Annotated in this window: 19 protein-coding genes; 11 read left to right on the top strand and 8 right to left on the bottom strand. The window is 42.3% G+C overall.

Translation table 11 applies throughout. From position 1 onward, the window contains the following. Window positions 1-182 precede the first annotated feature (182 nt). Window positions 183-1,127: a virulence factor BrkB family protein gene (locus AC0L4E_RS17330; RefSeq protein WP_473680513.1), complete on the bottom strand. Its 945-nt coding sequence runs from the start codon at window positions 1,125-1,127 to the stop codon at window positions 183-185. A gap of 87 nt (window positions 1,128-1,214) precedes the next feature. Here AC0L4E_RS17330 and AC0L4E_RS17335 point away from each other — a divergent pair, with 87 nt between their 5' ends. The 3 genes from AC0L4E_RS17335 to AC0L4E_RS17345 all read left to right on the top strand — a co-directional run bounded on the left by AC0L4E_RS17335 (window position 1,215) and on the right by AC0L4E_RS17345 (window position 3,612). Then, window positions 1,215-1,436 carry a hypothetical protein gene (locus AC0L4E_RS17335; RefSeq protein WP_153912424.1) on the top strand — a complete coding sequence of 74 codons (222 nt, stop codon included), beginning with the start codon at window positions 1,215-1,217 and terminating at the stop codon, window positions 1,434-1,436. A gap of 29 nt (window positions 1,437-1,465) precedes the next feature. Then, window positions 1,466-2,113, top strand: a complete 648-nt coding sequence (locus AC0L4E_RS17340) for a DUF2959 domain-containing protein (RefSeq protein WP_473680515.1) — start codon at window positions 1,466-1,468, stop codon at window positions 2,111-2,113. 308 nt (window positions 2,114-2,421) lie between these two features. After that, window positions 2,422-3,612, top strand: coding sequence for a GGDEF domain-containing protein (locus AC0L4E_RS17345; protein WP_473680516.1), 1,191 nt, complete (start codon window positions 2,422-2,424; stop codon window positions 3,610-3,612). Between the two features lie 212 nt (window positions 3,613-3,824). Here the strand turns inward: AC0L4E_RS17345 and flhA are convergent, their stop codons facing one another. The 7 genes from flhA to AC0L4E_RS17380 form a co-directional block, all read right to left on the bottom strand. Further along, window positions 3,825-5,906 carry a flagellar biosynthesis protein FlhA gene (gene flhA / locus AC0L4E_RS17350; RefSeq protein ID WP_473680518.1) on the bottom strand — a complete coding sequence of 694 codons (2,082 nt, stop codon included), beginning with the start codon at window positions 5,904-5,906 and terminating at the stop codon, window positions 3,825-3,827. A 15-nt stretch (window positions 5,907-5,921) separates the two neighbouring features. Further along, window positions 5,922-7,055: a flagellar biosynthesis protein FlhB gene (gene flhB, locus AC0L4E_RS17355; RefSeq protein WP_473680520.1), complete on the bottom strand. Its 1,134-nt coding sequence runs from the start codon at window positions 7,053-7,055 to the stop codon at window positions 5,922-5,924. 3 nt (window positions 7,056-7,058) lie between these two features. Further along, window positions 7,059-7,832 (bottom strand): flagellar biosynthetic protein FliR, encoded by a 774-nt coding sequence (gene fliR / locus AC0L4E_RS17360; RefSeq protein ID WP_473680522.1) that lies wholly within the window; start codon window positions 7,830-7,832, stop codon window positions 7,059-7,061. 66 nt (window positions 7,833-7,898) lie between these two features. Next, the gene (locus AC0L4E_RS17365; protein WP_473680524.1) at window positions 7,899-8,168 is read right to left on the bottom strand and encodes a flagellar biosynthetic protein FliQ; all 270 of its coding nucleotides are present in this window, start codon (window positions 8,166-8,168) and stop codon (window positions 7,899-7,901) included. Window positions 8,169-8,258: 90 nt separating this feature from the next. Further along, window positions 8,259-8,990 carry a flagellar type III secretion system pore protein FliP gene (fliP, locus tag AC0L4E_RS17370; protein ID WP_220753696.1) on the bottom strand — a complete coding sequence of 244 codons (732 nt, stop codon included), beginning with the start codon at window positions 8,988-8,990 and terminating at the stop codon, window positions 8,259-8,261. A gap of 1 nt (window position 8,991) precedes the next feature. After that, window positions 8,992-9,354 (bottom strand): flagellar motor switch protein FliN, encoded by a 363-nt coding sequence (gene fliN / locus AC0L4E_RS17375; RefSeq protein ID WP_220753697.1) that lies wholly within the window; start codon window positions 9,352-9,354, stop codon window positions 8,992-8,994. Next, window positions 9,347-10,228, bottom strand: a complete 882-nt coding sequence (locus AC0L4E_RS17380) for a FliM/FliN family flagellar motor switch protein (RefSeq protein WP_473680526.1) — start codon at window positions 10,226-10,228, stop codon at window positions 9,347-9,349. The genes fliN and AC0L4E_RS17380 overlap by 8 nt, the downstream gene beginning before the upstream one ends. 701 nt (window positions 10,229-10,929) lie before the next feature. Here AC0L4E_RS17380 and AC0L4E_RS17385 point away from each other — a divergent pair. The 8 genes from AC0L4E_RS17385 (at window position 10,930) to AC0L4E_RS17420 (ending at window position 18,934) form a co-directional block, all read left to right on the top strand. Next, on the top strand, window positions 10,930-11,736 hold the full coding sequence (locus AC0L4E_RS17385; protein ID WP_473680528.1) for an OmpA family protein: 807 nt from the start codon (window positions 10,930-10,932) through the stop codon (window positions 11,734-11,736). After that, on the top strand, window positions 11,733-13,028 hold the full coding sequence (locus tag AC0L4E_RS17390; protein ID WP_473680530.1) for a sigma-54 interaction domain-containing protein: 1,296 nt from the start codon (window positions 11,733-11,735) through the stop codon (window positions 13,026-13,028). The genes AC0L4E_RS17385 and AC0L4E_RS17390 overlap by 4 nt, the downstream gene beginning before the upstream one ends. A gap of 60 nt (window positions 13,029-13,088) precedes the next feature. Continuing rightward, entirely contained in the window at window positions 13,089-13,427 is a 339-nt protein-coding gene (gene fliE / locus AC0L4E_RS17395) for a flagellar hook-basal body complex protein FliE (RefSeq protein ID WP_473681728.1), read from the top strand. Window positions 13,428-13,506: 79 nt separating this feature from the next. Then, on the top strand, window positions 13,507-15,222 hold the full coding sequence (fliF, locus tag AC0L4E_RS17400) for a flagellar basal-body MS-ring/collar protein FliF (RefSeq protein WP_473680532.1): 1,716 nt from the start codon (window positions 13,507-13,509) through the stop codon (window positions 15,220-15,222). Between the two features lie 22 nt (window positions 15,223-15,244). Then, window positions 15,245-16,255 carry a flagellar motor switch protein FliG gene (locus AC0L4E_RS17405; protein WP_473680534.1) on the top strand — a complete coding sequence of 337 codons (1,011 nt, stop codon included), beginning with the start codon at window positions 15,245-15,247 and terminating at the stop codon, window positions 16,253-16,255. Between the two features lie 35 nt (window positions 16,256-16,290). Beyond that, window positions 16,291-17,097: a flagellar assembly protein FliH gene (gene fliH, locus AC0L4E_RS17410; protein WP_473680536.1), complete on the top strand. Its 807-nt coding sequence runs from the start codon at window positions 16,291-16,293 to the stop codon at window positions 17,095-17,097. Continuing rightward, window positions 17,042-18,442, top strand: coding sequence for a FliI/YscN family ATPase (locus AC0L4E_RS17415; protein ID WP_473680538.1), 1,401 nt, complete (start codon window positions 17,042-17,044; stop codon window positions 18,440-18,442). Before fliH ends, AC0L4E_RS17415 begins: the two co-directional genes overlap by 56 nt. A gap of 78 nt (window positions 18,443-18,520) precedes the next feature. Beyond that, window positions 18,521-18,934, top strand: a complete 414-nt coding sequence (locus tag AC0L4E_RS17420) for a hypothetical protein (RefSeq protein WP_473680540.1) — start codon at window positions 18,521-18,523, stop codon at window positions 18,932-18,934. Window positions 18,935-19,261: the final 327 nt, after the last annotated feature.

A 19,261-nucleotide genomic window follows, 5' to 3' on the forward strand; every position in this document is an offset into this window, starting at 1 on the left:
CTTGTTGAGTACAGCTGCATAAACTCTTGGTTAGAGTGAAAACAACTTAGATTTTATTATTTAACACTTACATAGCAATATACCGTGTAGAGACAATTTAAGTACAACTAAATTATTCATCTAAGACACTTTATTTTATCGCTATTCTCCTCACTCGTTCTCTTAATAAGTCTTATTTTTAACTATGTAGGTTTGTTATCACTGTCTACATTCGTTTCAGCGACCTGTTCAACCACCGTATTAGGTTTAATTGGTTGTTTGGTTTTTTTAAGCGAAAAAATGCCAGAATCTAAATACTCAGGTAACGCTGCGGTTATTTCAGCGCCTAAAAGGACAATCACCCAAGATAAATACACCCAAACAAATAAAATAGGAATCGTCGCTAATGCGCCATAAATCGCCTCATAGCTCGGAAACTGGGTAACATAAAAAGCAAAACCCTTTTTGCCCGCTTCAAATAATATTGCCGCAACTATCGCACCGATTAACGCATGCCAAAAATGGACTTTTTTATTCGGTACCACCATATACAGCAGTAAAATTGAGGCGACAGAAAATAGCATAGGTAAACGTTCAACCAGCCAAGTCATCAATACCGATATTTCCGACATTTCAAAGACTTTAAGTGAAACCACATAAGACGTTGCCACTAAGCTAGCACCAATTAATACCGGCCCTAACGTCAGTACCATCCAGTACATTGAAAACGACACCACGTAAGATCGTTTATCAGTTGTTCGCCAAATATTGTTTAATGCTTTATCAATGGCTGATATCAGCATTAGTGCAACGACCACTAATGCCATGACCCCAACAAAGGTGGCTTTTGAAGCATTATCGACAAATTCATTAATATAAATTTGCACGGTATCGCCCGACGCTGGCATGAAATTACTGTAAATGAAGCTTTCTATTTTGCCGCGGATCCCCTCAAACCCAGGAAAGGCGGATAACATCGACATCATCACTGCCACCATCGGCACCAATGATAATAAGGTCACATAAGCTAAATGCCCTGCTTTAACGTTAATTTGATCTTCCTGCAGCCTGCACTTTAGATGAACTAAAAATTGCCAAATACTGACACTCATATTTTTGAAATACGCTACATCTATCTTATTTGTCACAATATTCTCTGATTTATTAATTTCAATTACGCGTTTAACTTCGTACAATGTTATAACACGATAGTTACACTCCTAGGGAGCAATTTAATGTCTCAACAAGGTTCTGCGGGCAATGTCATTGCCGCGATTGCCAGTTTCTTTTTTCCTGGTTTAGGCCAACTGGTTCAAGGACGCATTATAGCTGCAATTCTATTTTTCTGTATTACAGCAGTAGGTTACTTCTTTTGGGTATTAATTATCCCAGCAATTATTGGGGCTGTTTTTCACCTTTGGAGCGTGATCGACGCTGCCACATTTAAAGCAGACTAGTTCAACGACAACAATAAAGAGAACACAAGATGAAGAAATGGATATCACTCGTATTCCTCAGCGTCAGTTTATTATTAAGTGGCTGTCAAAGTGCCTATTATGGCGCAATGGAAAAAGTCGGTTATCACAAGCGTGACATCATGGTCGATCGCGTACAAGAAGCGAAAGAATCTCAAGAAGAAGCTCAAGAGCAATTCAGTTCAGCACTAGAAGAAATGCAAGCTTTGCTCGCGTTTGATGGTGGAGATTTAGAAGACGCTTACAACAAAGCTAAAGATGAATATGAATCTGCCCAGTCCGCTGCTGATGAAGTCGGTAACCGTATCGATAAAGTTGAAGATGTTGCCGAAGCTTTATTTGACGAATGGGAAACCGAGATTCAAGAAATCAGCAAAGCGAGCCTTCGCCGCAACAGCACTAATAAGTTAAACGAAACTCAGCGATCTTATAACTCATTAGTGAAAGGAATGCGCCGCGCTGAAGCGAAAATGCCACCGATTTTGACAGCAATGAAAGATAACATGCTGTACTTAAAACATAACCTTAATGCCCAAGCAATTGGCGCCATTAAAGGCGAGTTTAATAGCTTACAGTCTGATATCTCAAGCTTGATAACAGAAATGAATAAGTCGATTGCTGAATCAAATAAATTCATCGAAGCGATGGAGAAAGGTTAAGCCTTTTCCTCATTACTGACTTTCTAAATCATTAGTCTAAAGGCGCAACCTAACCCGTTGCGCTTTTTTATTACCTGCTATAACGCATTAACAGAATATGCTGACACTGCATAAATTATCTGCAAATCGCTTTAGCAATCAATCCATTTGATTTATATTTCAGTTTAGTGATGACAAGGTCGCTTTGATAGAGGAGTTTTTAATTTCTTAAAAATGTAACTTGTCAGTTTAAAACGGTTCATTCAGCAATGCCGCCGTGAATATTTTCTTTTCAACTCGCTAACGTTAGCTTTATTACGGTGGATTCAATGAGCAGCTTAATGCATACCATGCGCTTTTTTATACTGCCTATCTTTATCACTTTTTTATCATTAGGCTTATTAGAACATTTCCAAAGTCATTGGATAGACTGGCAAGACACCTTACATTTTGCGCCTTATTGGTTACTCGCAGCTTCCTCATTAATCTGCCTACAGTTTAATCGCAGTAGATTGTTTTATATTGGCTTATTACTGCTCGTTTTTTACACATTACAAAATAATCGATTATTTCTCTCACCCATTATTCATCAATTTTTACCTCTGTTTGGTACCTTAGTGATTTGCATGTTCTGTTTTATTAAAGACCGTGGTGTACTGAGTGTGCATAGCTTCTTCCGTATTGGTGGGGTGGTTATTTGCGGTATTATTGCTTACCTTTGGGTCTATCTCACCATGCAGCATCCTATTGCTATAAGCCAATTTCAGCAGAGCTTTGGCCTAAGCACCGAAGGTTCTCCTTTACACTTATTACCCATTTATCCGCTGGCAATCGTGTTATTTGCCAAGCTCAGTTGGAATAGCAATCTAGCCCAAACTAGCTTAGGTATTTGTTTACTATTGTGGCTTTGCTATTTTTTAGTGCCAACCAATCTACCTCTATCTATTTTATTTTGTTGTATTGCAGTGAGCTTCTTAGTCACTGTGTTATTTGATTCCTACTTTTTAGCTTATCGAGACGAATTAACCGGCCTGCCTTCAAGACGTGCATTGTTTAATTTAAGTCTGGCTTTAGGCCGTAAATACACTGTGGCTATGGTCGATATCGACCATTTTAAAAGCTTCAACGACACTTATGGCCATGATGTAGGTGATGACGTATTAAAGCTGGTAGCAGTAAAACTAGCTAAAGTGACAGGCGGTGGTAAAACCTTTCGCTATGGTGGTGAAGAATTCACTATCGTGTTCCCACGCAAAGACATAGACCAAGTTTACTCACACCTTGATGATGTCAGACAAAGCATTGAAGATTATGACATTGTGCTACGTGATGAGAGTCGTAAAACGAGCTCTAAGAAAAACCGCAGTAAAGCCCCTGTGAAAAAGAAAACCGTCAATGTCACGGTATCGATTGGCTGCGCTGAACATAAGTCAGATCAAAGCTTTGAACAAAGCATGAAGCAAGCGGATAAAGCCTTATATCGCGCCAAAGATCGTGGTCGTAACCAAGTTAGGTTTTAATTACTAATTCAGATTTAAAATTAAAGAGTTAAGACTCAAGTTCTAAATAGGAATAAGAAGCTAAGTAAACGACCGAATTCTCCCACATTAAAACAGATAACAAAAAGCCCAAATCAACTTGATTTGGGCTTTTTAGTTTACGCATGAGTTATGCTTAGATCATGATAAAAGCGCTTTAAAGGGCTTAAGGCTTATTCTGTTAACTATCAAAACTAGCCTAACTGACCCGCTACCATTAGCTCACGGTTTTCAGGGATTTCATTGTAAGACAGTACATGTAAGCCTCTGGCAAACGCTAACGCATAACGTGCAAGGATCGGTCTTAATTGAGGCGCCACTAATAACATTGGGCTATGACCTTGCTCTTTCGCATCAGCTAAAATTTGTGGCATGCCTTGTTGCAGTTGTGCCAGTAATGTCGGATCAACTGGGAAGCTATCTAAAGCCACTTGCCCTTGTTGCTGCGATTGAGTGAGCGCATTCATCAATGTTTGCTCAAGCTCAGGTGCAAGAGTTAACACATTAAGTTTAGGCTCGGCTCCCGCAATGCTGTGAACAATGTTGTTTCGAAGGGCACAACGCACATCAGCGGCCAACAACACCGGGTCTTTACTGTTTTCACTGCAATCCAATAATGTCGTGGCGATAGTTCGGATATCTTTTAGCGACACCTGCTCTTTAAGTAATAAACGATACACCTTTAACTGCACAATCGGCGTTAACGCATTATTTAAAGCTTCTGCCAGTTTAGGCGACTGTTTAGCTAAGCGGTCGCTTAACGCTAATACGTCATCATGTTGCAGCATATCAGGCAAGTTTTCGCGGATAAGTTTACTCACGTGCGTGGCTATCACGGTGGCGTTATCCACCACTGAATAGCCTAAATTAAGTGCGCGGGCTTTTAGGTCCTGCTCAATCCAAATCGCATCCATGTTATATGCAGGTTCTTTAGTAATAATGCCATCAATATCACCAAAAACAGGGCCACTTTGAATGGCCATTAACTTTTCAGATTGCAGCTCTGCAGTCACAGCAGGATTACCCATCATATTAATTTGATAAGCATTGGGCGCTAATGACAAATTATCTCTCACCCTTACTTCAGCTAATAAAAATCCAGCTTGTTCTGACAAGGTGCGGCGAATACCAGTTAGACGCTTTTGTAGCTCTGCGCCTTTTGTGCGCTCAACTAAATGCACTAATTGATAACCTAATCTAACTTCAATTAAGTCGGTATAAGGCAGCGCATCCCAACTGGGTGGAGAAGGTTCTGCGGTGTTGGTTTCCAGCTTTTGTTCAAGCTTGGATTCCACCACCTCGGGCTTATTCTGACTCTGTTTCCACGATGCAAATGCGAGTATCGCTGCAAACGAAATAAATACCATCGCTGGCATACCCGGCACCACACCAAGTATCAGCATCACTATAGAGGCGGTCGCTAAGGTTTTAGGATTAGCAAGTAACTGCTTTTGCAGCTGCTCTGGCATTTCTTCAGCATCTGAAACACGAGTAACAATAATTGCAGCAGCAGTTGCCAATAATAACGACGGAATTTGCGCAACTAGGCCATCACCAATGGCTAAAAGCACAAAGGTTTTAAAGGCATCAGATGCGCCCATATCGTGCATGAATACACCAATGGAGATACCGCCGATGATGTTAATCATCAGAATCAAAATACCAGCAATGGCGTCACCACGAACAAACTTAGAGGCACCATCCATCGAGCCATAAAAGTCAGCTTCGCGGGCGACTTCTTGGCGACGAATTCGTGCCTGCTCTTGGGTAAGAACGCCAGCATTTAAGTCAGCATCAATCGCCATTTGCTTGCCAGGTAAGGCATCTAGTGTAAAGCGAGCTGATACTTCTGAAATACGCTCACCACCTTTGGTGATCACCACAAAGTTAATGATCATTAAGATTAGGAAGATGACCGCACCAACAACATAGTTACCGCCAATAACCACTTCACCAAAGGCTTGAATCACTTTACCCGCTGAATCTCCACCATTATGGCCTTCGATCAATACCACACGAGTAGAGGCCACGTTTAGGGTTAAACGCATTAAGGTCGCGATGAGCAAAATTGTCGGAAACACCGAAAACTCGAGCGGTCTACGAATAGACACACTAACCAGTAACACCATCACAGCTAAGACAATGTTAAAGGTGAAAAGAATATCCAATAACCAAGGCGGCAAAGGTAAAATCACCATTGCCAAAATGGCTAATAACATTATCGGAATACCGATATAGCTTCGATTGCCAGTAAATACTTGCGCAAACCAATTCATGGCTTAATGCTTCCTTTAATCATGTCGTAAATGTGGAGGAATATAAAAATGCGGTAACGGTTCAGGCTTATCCTGAGTCCCCGTTCTTGCGGCTTTAATTTGCAGCACGTAACTTAATACATGCGCAATGGCGACAAATAATGCCGCCGGAATTTGTTGTTCAATTTTGGTGGAGTAATATATTGCGCGAGCTAGCGCTGGGATTTCGATAATCTCAACATCATGTCGCTGGGCTACTTCACGCATATATAACGCCAGCTCATCCACCCCTTTAGAAATCACATAAGGCGCGTCAGCTTTACCTGCATCATAGCGAAGTGCTACTGAATAATGTGTTGGGTTAACCAGTAATACATCTGCTTGAGGCACCGCATTGTCAGCGCGAGATCGGCTAATTTTTTGCTGCATCTGACGAATTTTAGCTTTAATTTCTGGCTTGCCATCTTGCTGTTTATGCTCATCTTTCACTTCTTGATGCGACATTTTTAGCTCTTTGTGATGGTGCCAATACTGGTAAGGCACGTCGATAAAGGTAATGATCAATAAGCCCACACCAAGATAAAATATCCCAGCAGAAACCGTATCAATGCTGTATCGCACCGCTTCATCAACAGGCAATTGATTACTGGCCATAATCCCAAGCATATTACTTCTTAAAAAATACAGCATGATGCCAATCAGCAAGGTAATTTTGAGTATCGACTTAACGAGTTCAACTAGTGACTTTATCGATACCATCCTCCCTAACCCAGCTATAGGGTCAATTCGGCTATATTTAAATGAAGCATTTTTGATACTAAAAAGTGGCCCACCGGGCATAGCGCCGGCAATCATTGCGATAGCACCAACTAAAATAAACAGTGGCCCAAGAATATGTAGAATCCCCATCAAAGCAGCCCCCATATGCATCTCTAGCATTTTGGGTTCGTCGAGCTGCTCTCTAGTGATATTCATATTAAAGCGAGTGATTTCAGCCATTTCACTAGCAATCCAATCGGCGCTGCTGGTAAGCATTACCGCACAGCCAATAATCAATGCTGATGCTGCTAAATCTTTTGAACGAGGAACTTGACCTTGCTCGCGGGCTTTTTTTAACTTCTGCGGTGTCGCATCTTCTGTTTTGCTTTGGCCTGTGTCTTTATTACTCATGCATTACCCCCCGATAAACTGATGCATTGCAGACAAAGCATCGAGGCAAATATCACTATAACGGCTTGCTAAACCACTAAATGAAAAGAACACGCAAAACAGTCCCATCAACATCGACATGGGAAAACCAAGAGCAAAAACGTTTAGTGATGGCGCCGACTTACTGAGTACACCAAAGGTCAGATTCACCATCAGCATGGCAACAATAGCAGGCAAAGCCAGCATAAATGCAGCCGCAAATAACCAACCGACTCGTTCAACAAGCCCCATTAATGGTAATTCGAATATGCCCCTACCAATTGGCCATAGATAGAAGCTATCGACAATCACCCCAATGGCCACTAAGTGACCATCTAAGGCTAAAAATAATAGTGTGCCGTACAGCAAGAACCATTGACCCAATATCGGATTAGAGTTGCCATTAGCTGGGTCATTCATGATCGCCATGGCTAGTCCCATTTGCATCGACATCATTGCGCCCATTTTTGTCATCACACTAATAAGCAACAATAAAAACAGAGCCAACATAAAGCCCACTAGCAGCTGTTCAATCGCCAGTAGTAATGCACCAAATGACAAAGCATCGACTGCAGGCACTGGCGGCAATAATGGAGCCACTAGAGCGCTAAGCAATACCGCAAATAAAATGCGAATCTTCGCTGGAATATAATTACTGCTTAAAAAAGGCATCACAATAAATGCCCCCATAAAACGACAAAACGGCCACCAAAAGGTACCGATAAATGAACTGATTTGAATTGATGTTAGCGACAGCATGTTATGGCTGAACTTAACAAAACGAAGAATTTATAAGCCGGAAGAGTTATATTCATTAACACTAACCTAGCCAATCACATGTGGAATGCTAAAGAACAGACGTTCGAATAAATCACTGATTTTCATCAGTAACCATTCGCCTGCAAACAACACCATCAATAATGTCAGCACTAAACGAGGTAAGAAACTTAAAGTTTGCTCATTTACTTGGGTTGCAGCCTGAAAAACCGCGACACACAAACCCACCAGTAAACCAGGCACAACCAACACTGCAACCATAGTCACCACGAGAAAAATGGCTTCAGCAAAGAATGACGTTAACTCATTCACATCCATTAGATTGCTCCTGCAGGCAGATGAGGTTTACATGTTTACTCAATGCAACATGATTGCTGTTAATGATTTGAATTCTTTGAATGAACACAGCTAACCAAAACTCGCTGTTAAGGTGCCAACCGTCATCGCCCAACCATCAACGAGTACAAACACCATTAATTTAAAGGGCAGAGAAATAATCAAGGGTGACAACATCATCATACCCATCGACATCAAGACACTTGCGACCACCAAATCAATCACCAGAAAAGGAATATAAAGTAAGAAGCCGATTTGGAAAGCTGTTTTTAGCTCACTTAATACAAACGCAGGCATCAACACAAAAAACGGGATTTCATCAGCAGTTAATGTGACCGGCTCATTCGCGATTTTTAGCATCTGCTCTAAATCAGTTTCACGAGTTTGCGCCAACATAAACTGCCTAATAGGCACTTCAGCACGAACTATCAGTTCCGTTAATTCAATTTCACCTTGGTCATAAGGCAAAAAAGCATCGTCGTAAATGACCTCACCAACTGGGCGCATGATAAATACCGACAACACTAAGGCGATACCAATAAGCACCTTATTAGGCGGGCTTTGCTGCAGACCTAAAGCCTGCCTTAAAATCGCTAGTACGATAATGATCCGGGTAAAGCTGGTCATCATCATCAACATCGCAGGAATGAAACTTAGCATGGTCATCATGGCTAAGATTTCTAACTTGACGTTGACGGTTTGCGACTGGTCGCCATCCGCTAAAGTGAATAACGTTAGGCCATCATTAGCATAAACATTGGGAGCTAAAAATAGGCACAACAGTAGCAGGATGACACGAACCATATTAGTCGTTCGCTCCAGTTAAACTAATAGCTTCCACTTCTAACAATCTCACGCCATAGCGGCCATTTACTTCAACCACTTCACCGCGACCGAGTAAAGCACCATTAACACGAATATCCAATGGTTCACCTACCATGCGGTCAAGGGCAACAACATCGCCTTCACCCATTTGGGTTAATTCACCCAGTGACATTTCTGTACTGGCTAACTCAAGCGTCACTTGCACAGGCAGTTGATGAAAAAACGACATATCTTTTAACGTTTTTGCTTTTGGCGCTGGTTGAGACTCTACCAAGGTATCTTCTAACAATAAGTCGTCATCAAGTAAGAAATCATCATCTTGTAAAAGTATATTTTCAGGCATGGGCAGTGTCCTCTGAGCGAAACGCTTCCTGGGTAAGTTTGGCAACCATTTGTCCATCATCATTATGAACAGTGGCGTAAAATAATGGTCTGCGACCGATAGTAACGGGGCACCGAGAATGTAAATTCATCGGTAAAATATCGCCTACTTTCAATCCTTCAAGAGACGTTACGGGCACCAGTTGATGACCGAGCTCTAATGTCGCTTTAATCGGGATTTGTCTTAATCGTTGGCTCAATTTAGCGCTTAGATCTGTCGCAGCTTGAAATTCGCTTGGCTGCTCAGCCATAAGTCCAAGAGCAAACTCCGTCATGCATAACATCATTGGCGGACCAACATGTTCTGCAGGAAAACTTAAGGTCCATGCCAATGGCACGTCCATAGGAGTCGTATTCACCACCAATTCGAGATCTAAACCATCCTCATCCAATTCAGTTACAGGTAAAACATCTAATGCAGAACGCATTAGTCGTTTTACTAAACGAAACTCAGACAAGCTTGGTGCTCGCAGCGGTGACTGCAGTGGACTTGAGAAACTACCGTAATAGCCACTAGCTAGTTGATCTAAAGTGCATTTATCTATTCGCCACCATGCTAATGGTGTACGTCTATAGCTCATTAAAAACCAAGCATGACTCAAGTTAGGTGTGACAGGGCTAAGCTCTGTAGATAGCTCAACTCTTGATAGCGCATGATGACCTTGACCAATAATTGGGCCGAGTAAGTCATTAATATTATCTAGCAACGAGCGATGACAGCGCTCTAATTGAAGCACTAGGCGACTACGAGCTAATTTCTCTTGGACTAGCGCGACAGTTCTGACTTTCTGAAGTTGCTGTTTTTTTATTAAACTTGCTTTGGCTGTGGTTTTCATTTTAATTTAAAACTCACTTCAACATAAATACATTCATTAATGAATAATCAATACTGGTAATAATTTGTATCGCCCCACTTGACCTTACAAAGAAGCTAATCGAACTAAAACCAATCAAACTCACCAATTAAAAACTAAATCGACATTATTTTGACTAAATAATACATTTTGACATGTCGCAGTTATTAACAAGATATAAAGCAATTAATAATGGCGACAATAAAATCAAAAAAACAAAACAACAAAATAACAAAATAAATTAATACAAGCTTAATTAAATAATAAAATCTTTATACAAGGCGACCTAATCAAACAAAAACTAAAACTATATTTAAAAATAAATTAATAAATATTTTTAATGATTAAAATCAGATATTTAAATGGTAAATATCTACTATCCCCTTTAAGATATCTCAGCAAAACCAGTATTTCGGCAAGATACTACATCATTTATTAAATCAATAACAACGCCAATATCATTATTAGTTCACAAAGTTTGTTCTATTTATAACTTTTACAAAAAATTCATTTGAATAGTTTTTTATTTAGTGTTTAATACTGCGAAACTTTATTAAGTCATTCAAATAGAAATTAATATAGGATATTGATAGTTGAAAAAATTAATACCAATTACAATTATATTTCTTATTTTTTCATTACATTCCCGTGCCGAAACCATAGAGAATATTTATAAGACACCTATGGAGAAATCTTCTTGGCAATTCTCAGGCAATATCTTTCAGTGTGATATTAGCCATGACGTTGAAGGGTTCGGGAAATTTAAACTCACGGCAAGTCCAGGTGATGAACTCATCATAAGTTTGCAAGCTGATTGGTTAAAACTTCAGAATCAATCCAGTGAAATCGTGATTGAAAGTTCTACTTGGCAACAGCAGCGCAATAAGCCTTTCGCAATGTCTGAATTGAACTGGCAAGGACACTTTGCTCACACGAGTCGCAACAGCGCTGCATTTTTAGAAGCTCTTGAACAAGGGCTCACGTGGCAAGTTAATATTGACCCAAACAGCAATGTAAAATATCAGGTGAGATCAACGCCTGTAGCGACCCGTAGTGTCGTGAAGCAATTTCGTTTATGCAAACAAGATTTACTGCCAAAACCCTTTTCCTATGTACGTCGCGTTGACTTACATTTCCACAGTAATTCTAGTCGTTTAGAAAACCATTTCGAATCTGACCTTGTGGCAATTGCGCGCTACATTGAAGCCGATGCCAATATCACAGAAGTATTGATAGATGGACATGCTGATGCAACTGGCGAACGCTTGGTCAATTTACAGCTTAGTAAAGAGCGTGCCTTCGAGATTCAATCAAGATTGGTTGAGCTAGGCGTGCCGGCAAACATGATTCAAGTTCGAAACCATGGTTCACGAAATCCTGTTGCCAGTAATAACAGCGCTCAAGGTCGCGAATTAAATCGTCGCGTAATGGTGAGATTAGTGAAAGGCAATACGCTCGCTGCAGTTCAGTCGCATAAGGTCGTTCGATGAAGCAGCAATATTCAATTCAATTAGTTGATACCCAGATATCTGAAGACGGCGCCACATTACTGCTTGAACACGGATTTCAGCTTTGGAATACGCCGCAAACTCAGCCTTGGCTAAACTTGGTTAACTTGTCTGATTGTGAGCCTGAACATGTCGCTCAACGATTAGCCATGTACCCAAGCAATAACCAAATTGCCTTACTAGATCCTGAGCAAACTGAACTCGCAGGGGTTGCTATGCAGTCAGGTGTGCAAGACTATTTATTATTACCTATTGATAATCTGCAGCTTATTTCTTTACTGAATCGTCTAAAAACCTTAGATAAAACAGATTCTGAGATTATTGCTTCATCAGCGGTGAGCCGCCAATTATTGATGCTAGCTCAACGCGCAGCAGTCACTAATGCCACCGTATTGCTCACTGGCGAGAGTGGTACAGGTAAAGAACCCTTAGCTCGATATATACATCGTCACTCTAGTCGCGTTGATGCACCGTTTATTTCAATCAATTGCGCCGCGATCCCAGAAAGCATTTTAGAGTCGATTTTATTTGGCCATGTTAAAGGCGCCTTTACTGGTGCAGTCAACGATCAACCAGGCAAATTCGAACAAGCTAACGGCGGCACCCTATTACTCGATGAAATAGGCGAAATGCCGATATTGCTGCAAGCAAAATTACTACGCGTACTACAAGAGAGAGAAGTGGAACGTTTAGGTAGCCATAAATCTATTTCTTTGGATATTCGCGTGATTGCCTCAACCAATAAAGATTTGCGACTAGCGGTAGATAACGGAGAATTTAGACAAGATCTATTCTATCGCCTTGATGTGTTGCCATTAAAAATCACCCCACTACGACAGCGCCGCGAAGATATATTACCCATTGCTGAACACTTCTTAGCGATTTACCACAATAACAATACCGAGCAGGCTTGTTACTTCAGCGATCAAGCGCGAAACTTATTACTGAGCCATGACTGGAGCGGTAATGTCAGAGAATTAGAAAACACGATTCAACGTGCACTAGTCATGCGCCGTGGCCAAGCAATACAAGTTGCCGAGCTCGGTATTGAACAAGCACAATTGCCCCAATTAGCTACCCAAGAATCTGGCCTTAAAGGCTCAAAACGCCAAGCAGAGTTCCAATATATTCTCGATACCTTAAAGCGGTTTAACGGTCAACGAAACCTCACTGCTGACTCTTTAGGTATGACAACCCGAGCACTGCGCTACAAGTTAGCTCAAATGCGAGAACAAGGAATTGATATTGAGCTTGCCCTTGGAAAAGTGGCTTAAATAACCCTCTTACTCTTAGTATCTTAGTAATAGATAGGAAAATAGATGTCTAATGCAACTATGGTGAACGCACCTATGGTGAATGTTCAATCTTTGATGGATCAGATGAATGTGCATTCAGAAATGGCCAAGGGTGCTATTAAAGTAGCCGCAAACCCGCGCGATGTTGGCACGCAAACGCCCTCTTTTACAGAGTTAATGGAACAAAAAGTCGCGGCTGTTAACACCGACCAAAACACATCTTCAGCTTTAATGCGCGCCGTAGACAGCGGTGAAAGTGATGATTTGGTTGGCGCGATGGTGGCCTCTCAAAAAGCCAGTTTATCTTTTTCAACCATGATCCAAATTCGTAACCGCTTAGTGCAAGCCTTTGATGAAGTAATGAAAATGCCAATTTAAATGTAGAGTTTTTAATTAGCTCATTAACGATAAATCCCTATAGATAAAAAAGCATCTCAGCCCAAGGATATTAGAAACAATGCCTACAACTCTTACTCAGCCTAGCCAACCTGTTACTGATGTTGGTGAGAAAGCATCGCCCTTTAAGACGATAAAAGAGAAATGGACGAGCTTTAACCAAGGCGATAAACAAGTTGCAGTATTAGCTGTATTTGCCATTGTCGTGGCCTGTGTCATCGTATTAATGCTATGGACTGCTAGCCAAGGCTATCGCCCGTTATATGGCAGTCAAGAAAAGGTCGAAACTGCGCAAATCATTGAAGTGTTGGAAACTGAAGGGATCAGCTACCGCCTTGATACTAACTCAGGCTTAGTACTGGTGCCTGAAGATAGATTAGGTAAAGCGCGGATGATTTTGGCAGCTCGCGGCGTAAAAGCTCAAATGCCAATGGGCATGGAGTCACTGGGTGATTCTGGTATTGGTACTAGCCAATTTATGGAGCAGGCAAAATATCGTTATAGTCTAGAAGGTGAGTTATCTCGCACCATTATGGCATTACGCTCAGTACGTACTGCACGAGTTCATCTTGCTATTCCAAAGAAAACCTTATTTATTCGCCAGCAGCCTGAACTACCATCAGCATCAGTCATGTTGGACCTTTATGCAGGTAGCAATATTCAAACAGAGCAAGTCGAATCGATTGTTAACTTAGTCGCGGGTAGCGTCACGGGCATGACTGCCGAGCAAGTACAAGTTGTCGACCAGCAGGGTAACCATTTAAGCTCTGCATTAACCCTAAATAATGACATCACCCAAGCCCGCGATCGTCAGCTTAAATATACTCACGAACTTGAACAAAACTTAATTAACCGCGCATCAAGCATGTTAATGCCTATTTTGGGTCAAGAAAACTTCCAAGTACAAGTTGCAGCTCAAGTTAACTTTAACCAAGTTGAAGAAACCAACGAGTCATTAGACCCACAATCTGTGATGCGTACTGAACAGCAAAGCTCTAATGAAGTTAACGGTGATATGGCCATGGGTATTCCAGGTGCGTTAGCTAACCAACCACCAGCCCCAGCTGCTGAAGGTGAAGACAATAACCAACGTCGTAATTTAACCCAGCAAACCAACCGTAATTTCGATGTTGGTCGCACTGTCACGCATACTCGTTTCCAGCAAATGCAGTTAGAGAATATTTCGGTTTCAGTACTGCTTAACAACCAAGCTGCAGGCGAAAATGGTTGGACTCAGGCGCAGCTAGATTCGATGAGTTCCATGGTGCAAGACGCTATTGGCTTTGCGGCAGTTCGTGGCGATCAATTCAGTATCAATAGCTTTGATTTTGCTCCAGTAAGAATAGCTGAATTCCAGCCAATGCCTTGGTGGCAAACTGAAGGGTATGAATCTTACCTTCGCTACTTTATCGGACTATTACTGGGTATCGGCTTAATCTTCTTTGTCTTACGTCCACTGGTACGTCACTTAACCAAGACCGTTGATTTAAGTGCGCTTAAAGACGTGGAAGAAGAAAAAGAAAATTACCAGTACCAAGAAACCAGTACAGCGAAATTGGCCAACAGCAGTGATGATGCCCAATCCCTTGCAGATGAACTGATGGGTCTAGGTCAACCGCAAGCAAATGATGACTTGATGAGTATTGGGTTACCAGAAACCAGCTCACCACTGAAAGTGAAAATGGAACATCTTAGCGTGCTAGCAGAAAAAGAACCGGCACGTGTTGCTGAAGTCATCGCTCACTGGATCAGCGATAAAGACGCTAAACAACAGTAATGGCTGAACAGGAATAAATACAATGATGAATGAACTTGATATCAACTTAGATAACCTAGATCAAGCCGCCATGATCCTGCTCAGTATGGGTGAAAAAGGCGCTGCACAGGTAATGGCACATTTAGACCGCAATGATGTGCAGCACCTCAGTCATAAGATGGCAAGGCTATCGAGCATTACCCAAAACGAAGCTGATTTTGTTATCGGACGCTTTTTTAAACGCTACCAAGAGCAATCAGGCATCGCCAGAGCTTCGCGTTCATACTTACAAAAAACCTTAGATCTAGCCTTAGGCGATCGCGTGGCTAAAAGCTTGATCGACAATATTTATGGCGATGAAATTAAGACGCTAGTTAAACGCCTAGAATGGGTAGACCCAAAACTACTAGCAAGAGAAATCACCAATGAGCACAGCCAATTACAAGCTGTTTTATTAGGTTTACTGCCACCAGAAAGCGCCGCGCAGGTGTTATCTGGATTACCAGAAGTAGGCCAAGATGAATTATTGGTCCGTATTGCTCAATTAGGCGAATTAGAACGTGGCGTGGTGGAAGAGTTACGTCATTTAGTTGAACGCTGCATGCTAATTGCAATGGAAAAAAGTCACACTCAAGTATCGGGTATTCGCCAAGTGGCTGACATCTTAAACCGCTTTGAAGGTAACCGTGAGCAGTTGATGGAAATGATTAAACTCCATGATAAGAAGCTTGCTGGTGAAGTCGCTGACAACATGTTCGACTTTATTATTTTGGGTCGCCAAAAAGCGGAAACCTTACAAGACATTATGGCGCTGGTTCCAGCTGATACCTTAGCATTAGCACTAAAGGGCATTGAGCCAGAGCTGAAAAAGACCTTACTGCGCGCGCTGCCAAAACGTATGTCGTCAGCCATTGAAACCCAAATTGAAGCCATCGGCACCGTACCATTAAGCCAAGCAACTGCAGCCCGTAAAGACATTATGGAGCTCGCTAAGCAAATGATGGATGAAGGCCAAATTGAACTTCAATTGTTCGAAGAGCAGGTTGTTGAATAATGAGTAAATTTTTGAGCGAACAACAGAGTGCCCTTATGAACAAGTCACGCGGCTCCGATATTCGATTTCGCCTCAATGGAGAGCGCATTCGTCGTCATCAATTTAGTCCACTACATGCCAATGAAGCAGATCCAGCGCAAGGTGAACCTTCGTGGCAGGATTATCAGCAAGCCTTTGATAAAGGTTATGATGAAGGCGTGGTAAAAGGCCATGAAGCAGGCTTAGTGTCTGGTCATGAAGAAGGTCAACAATCAGGTTACGCCGCAGGGTTTAATCAAGGTCGTATTGAAGGCCAACAAAAAGGCAAAGACTCGATTGATGAACAGCTAAATCAGCTTATTGCACCACTGTCTGCAGTCAAATCCTTGCTGGAAGAAGGCCACAGCCATCAAATCATGCAACAACAAGAGCTGATATTGGATTTAGTCCGCCGTGTATCAATTCAAGTGATCCGCTGTGAACTCACCTTACAACCACAGCAAATTCTTGCACTCGTAGAAGAGACATTAGCCGCTATTCCTGACGATCCAACCGAAGTTAAAATTCACTTAGAACCAACGGCCGTGAATAAACTCAAAGAGCTGGCAGCAGATAAGATTCAGCACTGGACATTAGTGCCTGACAGCAGCATCAGCGCTGGCGGTTGTCGCATTGTGAGTGAAAAATCAGATGCCGATGCCTCAATGGAAACCCGTTTGAATGCCTGTTTAGACCAAGTCGAAAACCATTTAAAGCGCACCGATATTGAGCAAAAACTGGCTCAATCAGCGGCGCAAGAGCCAATACTTGAACAAGCAAAAGATGAACCAGCAGATATGGAACGAAGCCAAGGTGAAACCTAGCACGAACTACGCTGGTGCCACCATTATTGACTGGCCGGCTGTGCCAGTGGCGCAAGTTTACGGTAAATTGACCCGTGTTAACGGCCTGCTACTTGAGGCTGTTGGCTGCCAACTTGGCACAGGCGATCGTTGTCATATTGAGTGCCGCGATGGTCGCCTCGTTGAAGCTGAAGTGGTCGGTTTTTATAAAGATACCGTGTGCTTAATGCCCATTGAGCAAACCTCAGGTTTAATGCCTGGCGCAAGAGTTATGCCTATAGCAGAACGTTGCCAAATTCCAATCGGCAGCGGCCTACTTGGCAGAGTATTAAATGGTTTAGGTCAGCCACTTGATGATTTAGGGCCACTAACCCAAGTTCAGCATATTCCTATGGTGCCGATGAGCACCAACCCGCTTAAACGCAAGCCCATCACCGAACCTCTGGATGTTGGGATCAGAGCCATCAATGCCCTGCTGCCAGTTGGCCGCGGTCAACGCTTAGGGCTATTTGCAGGTTCAGGCGTAGGTAAAAGTGTACTACTTGGCATGATGACCCGCTTTACTGAAGCCGACATTGTCATCGTGGGTTTGATTGGCGAACGTGGCCGTGAAGTGCGCGAGTTTATCGAACAATCTTTAGGTGAAGAAGGTCGACAGCGCTCAGTGGTGATTGCCGCCCCCGCCGACACCACACCATTAATGCGCATGCGTGCCATGCGTTTATGTCATCACATTGCTTGCGCCTACCGCGACCAAGGTAAGCGCGTACTCTTGCTGGTTGACTCGCTCACCCGTTACGCCCAAGCACAACGTGAAATCGCCCTGAGTTTAGGTGAGCCACCAGCCACCAAAGGTTATCCGCCTTCAGCATTTGCCCAACTGCCAAGCTTGGTTGAAATGGCAGGTAACGGCCAGCACCCAACAGGTACATTAACCGCATTTTATACGGTATTAACCGAAGGCGACGACCAACAAGATCCCATTGCTGACGCCGCGCGAGCCATCCTTGATGGCCACATAGTATTAGACAGAAAACTGGCTGAACAAGGTCACTACCCCGCCATTGATATCGGCGCATCAGTGAGCCGACTCGCCGCGCAAGTGGCAAGCCCAGATAGCTTATCCCATGGACAAGTTTTTAGGCATTTAAACAGCAAATATCAACAGGTCAAAGAGCTACTGCCATTAGGTGGTTACCAACCAGGCCAAGATAAAGAGCTGGATATTGCCGTACAAGCTTACCCACAAATGGCGGCATTTTTACAGCAAGCAACCCATAGCCAAGCAGATCATCAACACAGCACTAGCCAGTTACAGCAATTGATTGAAGGCTTAGGTTATCAAACACCAACAGGCACAAAGTAAAGCTAAAATTAGAGCTAGAACTAGGGCTAGAGCTCAGCCTTAGCTAATGATTAACTGACTATCGTTTAGAGAATTAACATGAAACAGCTTTTACAGTTATGTCAGCAAGAAGAAAAGAAACTGCATAAGCTGAGTCAGCAAAAAAGTGCCAGCCAACAGCGCTTGCTTGAAATAGGCCATCAGCAACAGCAGCTTTCCAGTATGGTGAGTCAGTATCATGCTTACCCACAACAATGCGCGAATCCATTGTTGATGCAAAATAGCGTGCAAATGATTAACGCGATTAAGCCACTACAAAAGAAGCTCACCCGCCAAAAGATTTTAATGGAACAAGAACACCAAAGAGTGGATAAAATCTGGCGCAGCCAGTTAGGACGCCAACAAGGGATTAATTGGTTCTATCAAGATCGCCTGAAACAACGACAAGCTCATATGGATAAACAAGAGCAAAAGCAATTGGATGATTTGGCCTGCAGGTATCAGCTTAAGTAAACATACTTAAATGATGTTCTTTATTGCCAAACTTCGTTTGGATTAACGTTTTGTTTCCCCATCTACCTACTTCATTGAATCTCAGAGGTTATTTTGAATATAAATAAGAATGTCATTTTGGGCAATCTTCACAAATGGTCGGCAATCACCTGTATTGGAACAACTCTGTTGTATCTTTTTCTAGTGGTGAACTTAACTTACGTTGGAGTAAAGGTATCGTATTACTCAATACCCATTATAGTAATGAGCTTTGGGCTAGCTTATTTATCAAGAAATCACAGAACTTACTTTAGAAGCAAAAATTGCTAGCTTTTATGGTGTAAGGAT

The organism is Shewanella sp. GJ50-10 (genome assembly GCF_055808815.1).

What these genes read in the sequence shown, in the direction of transcription:
- AC0L4E_RS17365 (WP_473680524.1), bottom strand. Translation starts at nt 8,168, where the DNA reads ATGGATGTGAATGAGTTAACGTCATTCTTTGCTGAAGCCATTTTTCTC.
- AC0L4E_RS17335 (WP_153912424.1), top strand. Translation starts at nt 1,215, where the DNA reads ATGTCTCAACAAGGTTCTGCGGGCAATGTCATTGCCGCGATTGCCAGT.
- fliH (WP_473680536.1), top strand. Translation starts at nt 16,291, where the DNA reads ATGAACAAGTCACGCGGCTCCGATATTCGATTTCGCCTCAATGGAGAG.
- fliE (WP_473681728.1), top strand. Translation starts at nt 13,089, where the DNA reads ATGGTGAACGCACCTATGGTGAATGTTCAATCTTTGATGGATCAGATG.
- AC0L4E_RS17340 (WP_473680515.1), top strand. Translation starts at nt 1,466, where the DNA reads ATGAAGAAATGGATATCACTCGTATTCCTCAGCGTCAGTTTATTATTA.
- AC0L4E_RS17420 (WP_473680540.1), top strand. Translation starts at nt 18,521, where the DNA reads ATGAAACAGCTTTTACAGTTATGTCAGCAAGAAGAAAAGAAACTGCAT.
- flhA (WP_473680518.1), bottom strand. Translation starts at nt 5,906, where the DNA reads ATGAATTGGTTTGCGCAAGTATTTACTGGCAATCGAAGCTATATCGGT.
- AC0L4E_RS17345 (WP_473680516.1), top strand. Translation starts at nt 2,422, where the DNA reads ATGAGCAGCTTAATGCATACCATGCGCTTTTTTATACTGCCTATCTTT.
- AC0L4E_RS17385 (WP_473680528.1), top strand. Translation starts at nt 10,930, where the DNA reads ATGGAGAAATCTTCTTGGCAATTCTCAGGCAATATCTTTCAGTGTGAT.
- fliP (WP_220753696.1), bottom strand. Translation starts at nt 8,990, where the DNA reads ATGGTTCGTGTCATCCTGCTACTGTTGTGCCTATTTTTAGCTCCCAAT.
- fliN (WP_220753697.1), bottom strand. Translation starts at nt 9,354, where the DNA reads ATGCCTGAAAATATACTTTTACAAGATGATGATTTCTTACTTGATGAC.
- fliF (WP_473680532.1), top strand. Translation starts at nt 13,507, where the DNA reads ATGCCTACAACTCTTACTCAGCCTAGCCAACCTGTTACTGATGTTGGT.
- AC0L4E_RS17380 (WP_473680526.1), bottom strand. Translation starts at nt 10,228, where the DNA reads ATGAAAACCACAGCCAAAGCAAGTTTAATAAAAAAACAGCAACTTCAG.
- fliR (WP_473680522.1), bottom strand. Translation starts at nt 7,832, where the DNA reads ATGCTGTCGCTAACATCAATTCAAATCAGTTCATTTATCGGTACCTTT.
- AC0L4E_RS17405 (WP_473680534.1), top strand. Translation starts at nt 15,245, where the DNA reads ATGATGAATGAACTTGATATCAACTTAGATAACCTAGATCAAGCCGCC.
- flhB (WP_473680520.1), bottom strand. Translation starts at nt 7,055, where the DNA reads ATGAGTAATAAAGACACAGGCCAAAGCAAAACAGAAGATGCGACACCG.
- AC0L4E_RS17390 (WP_473680530.1), top strand. Translation starts at nt 11,733, where the DNA reads ATGAAGCAGCAATATTCAATTCAATTAGTTGATACCCAGATATCTGAA.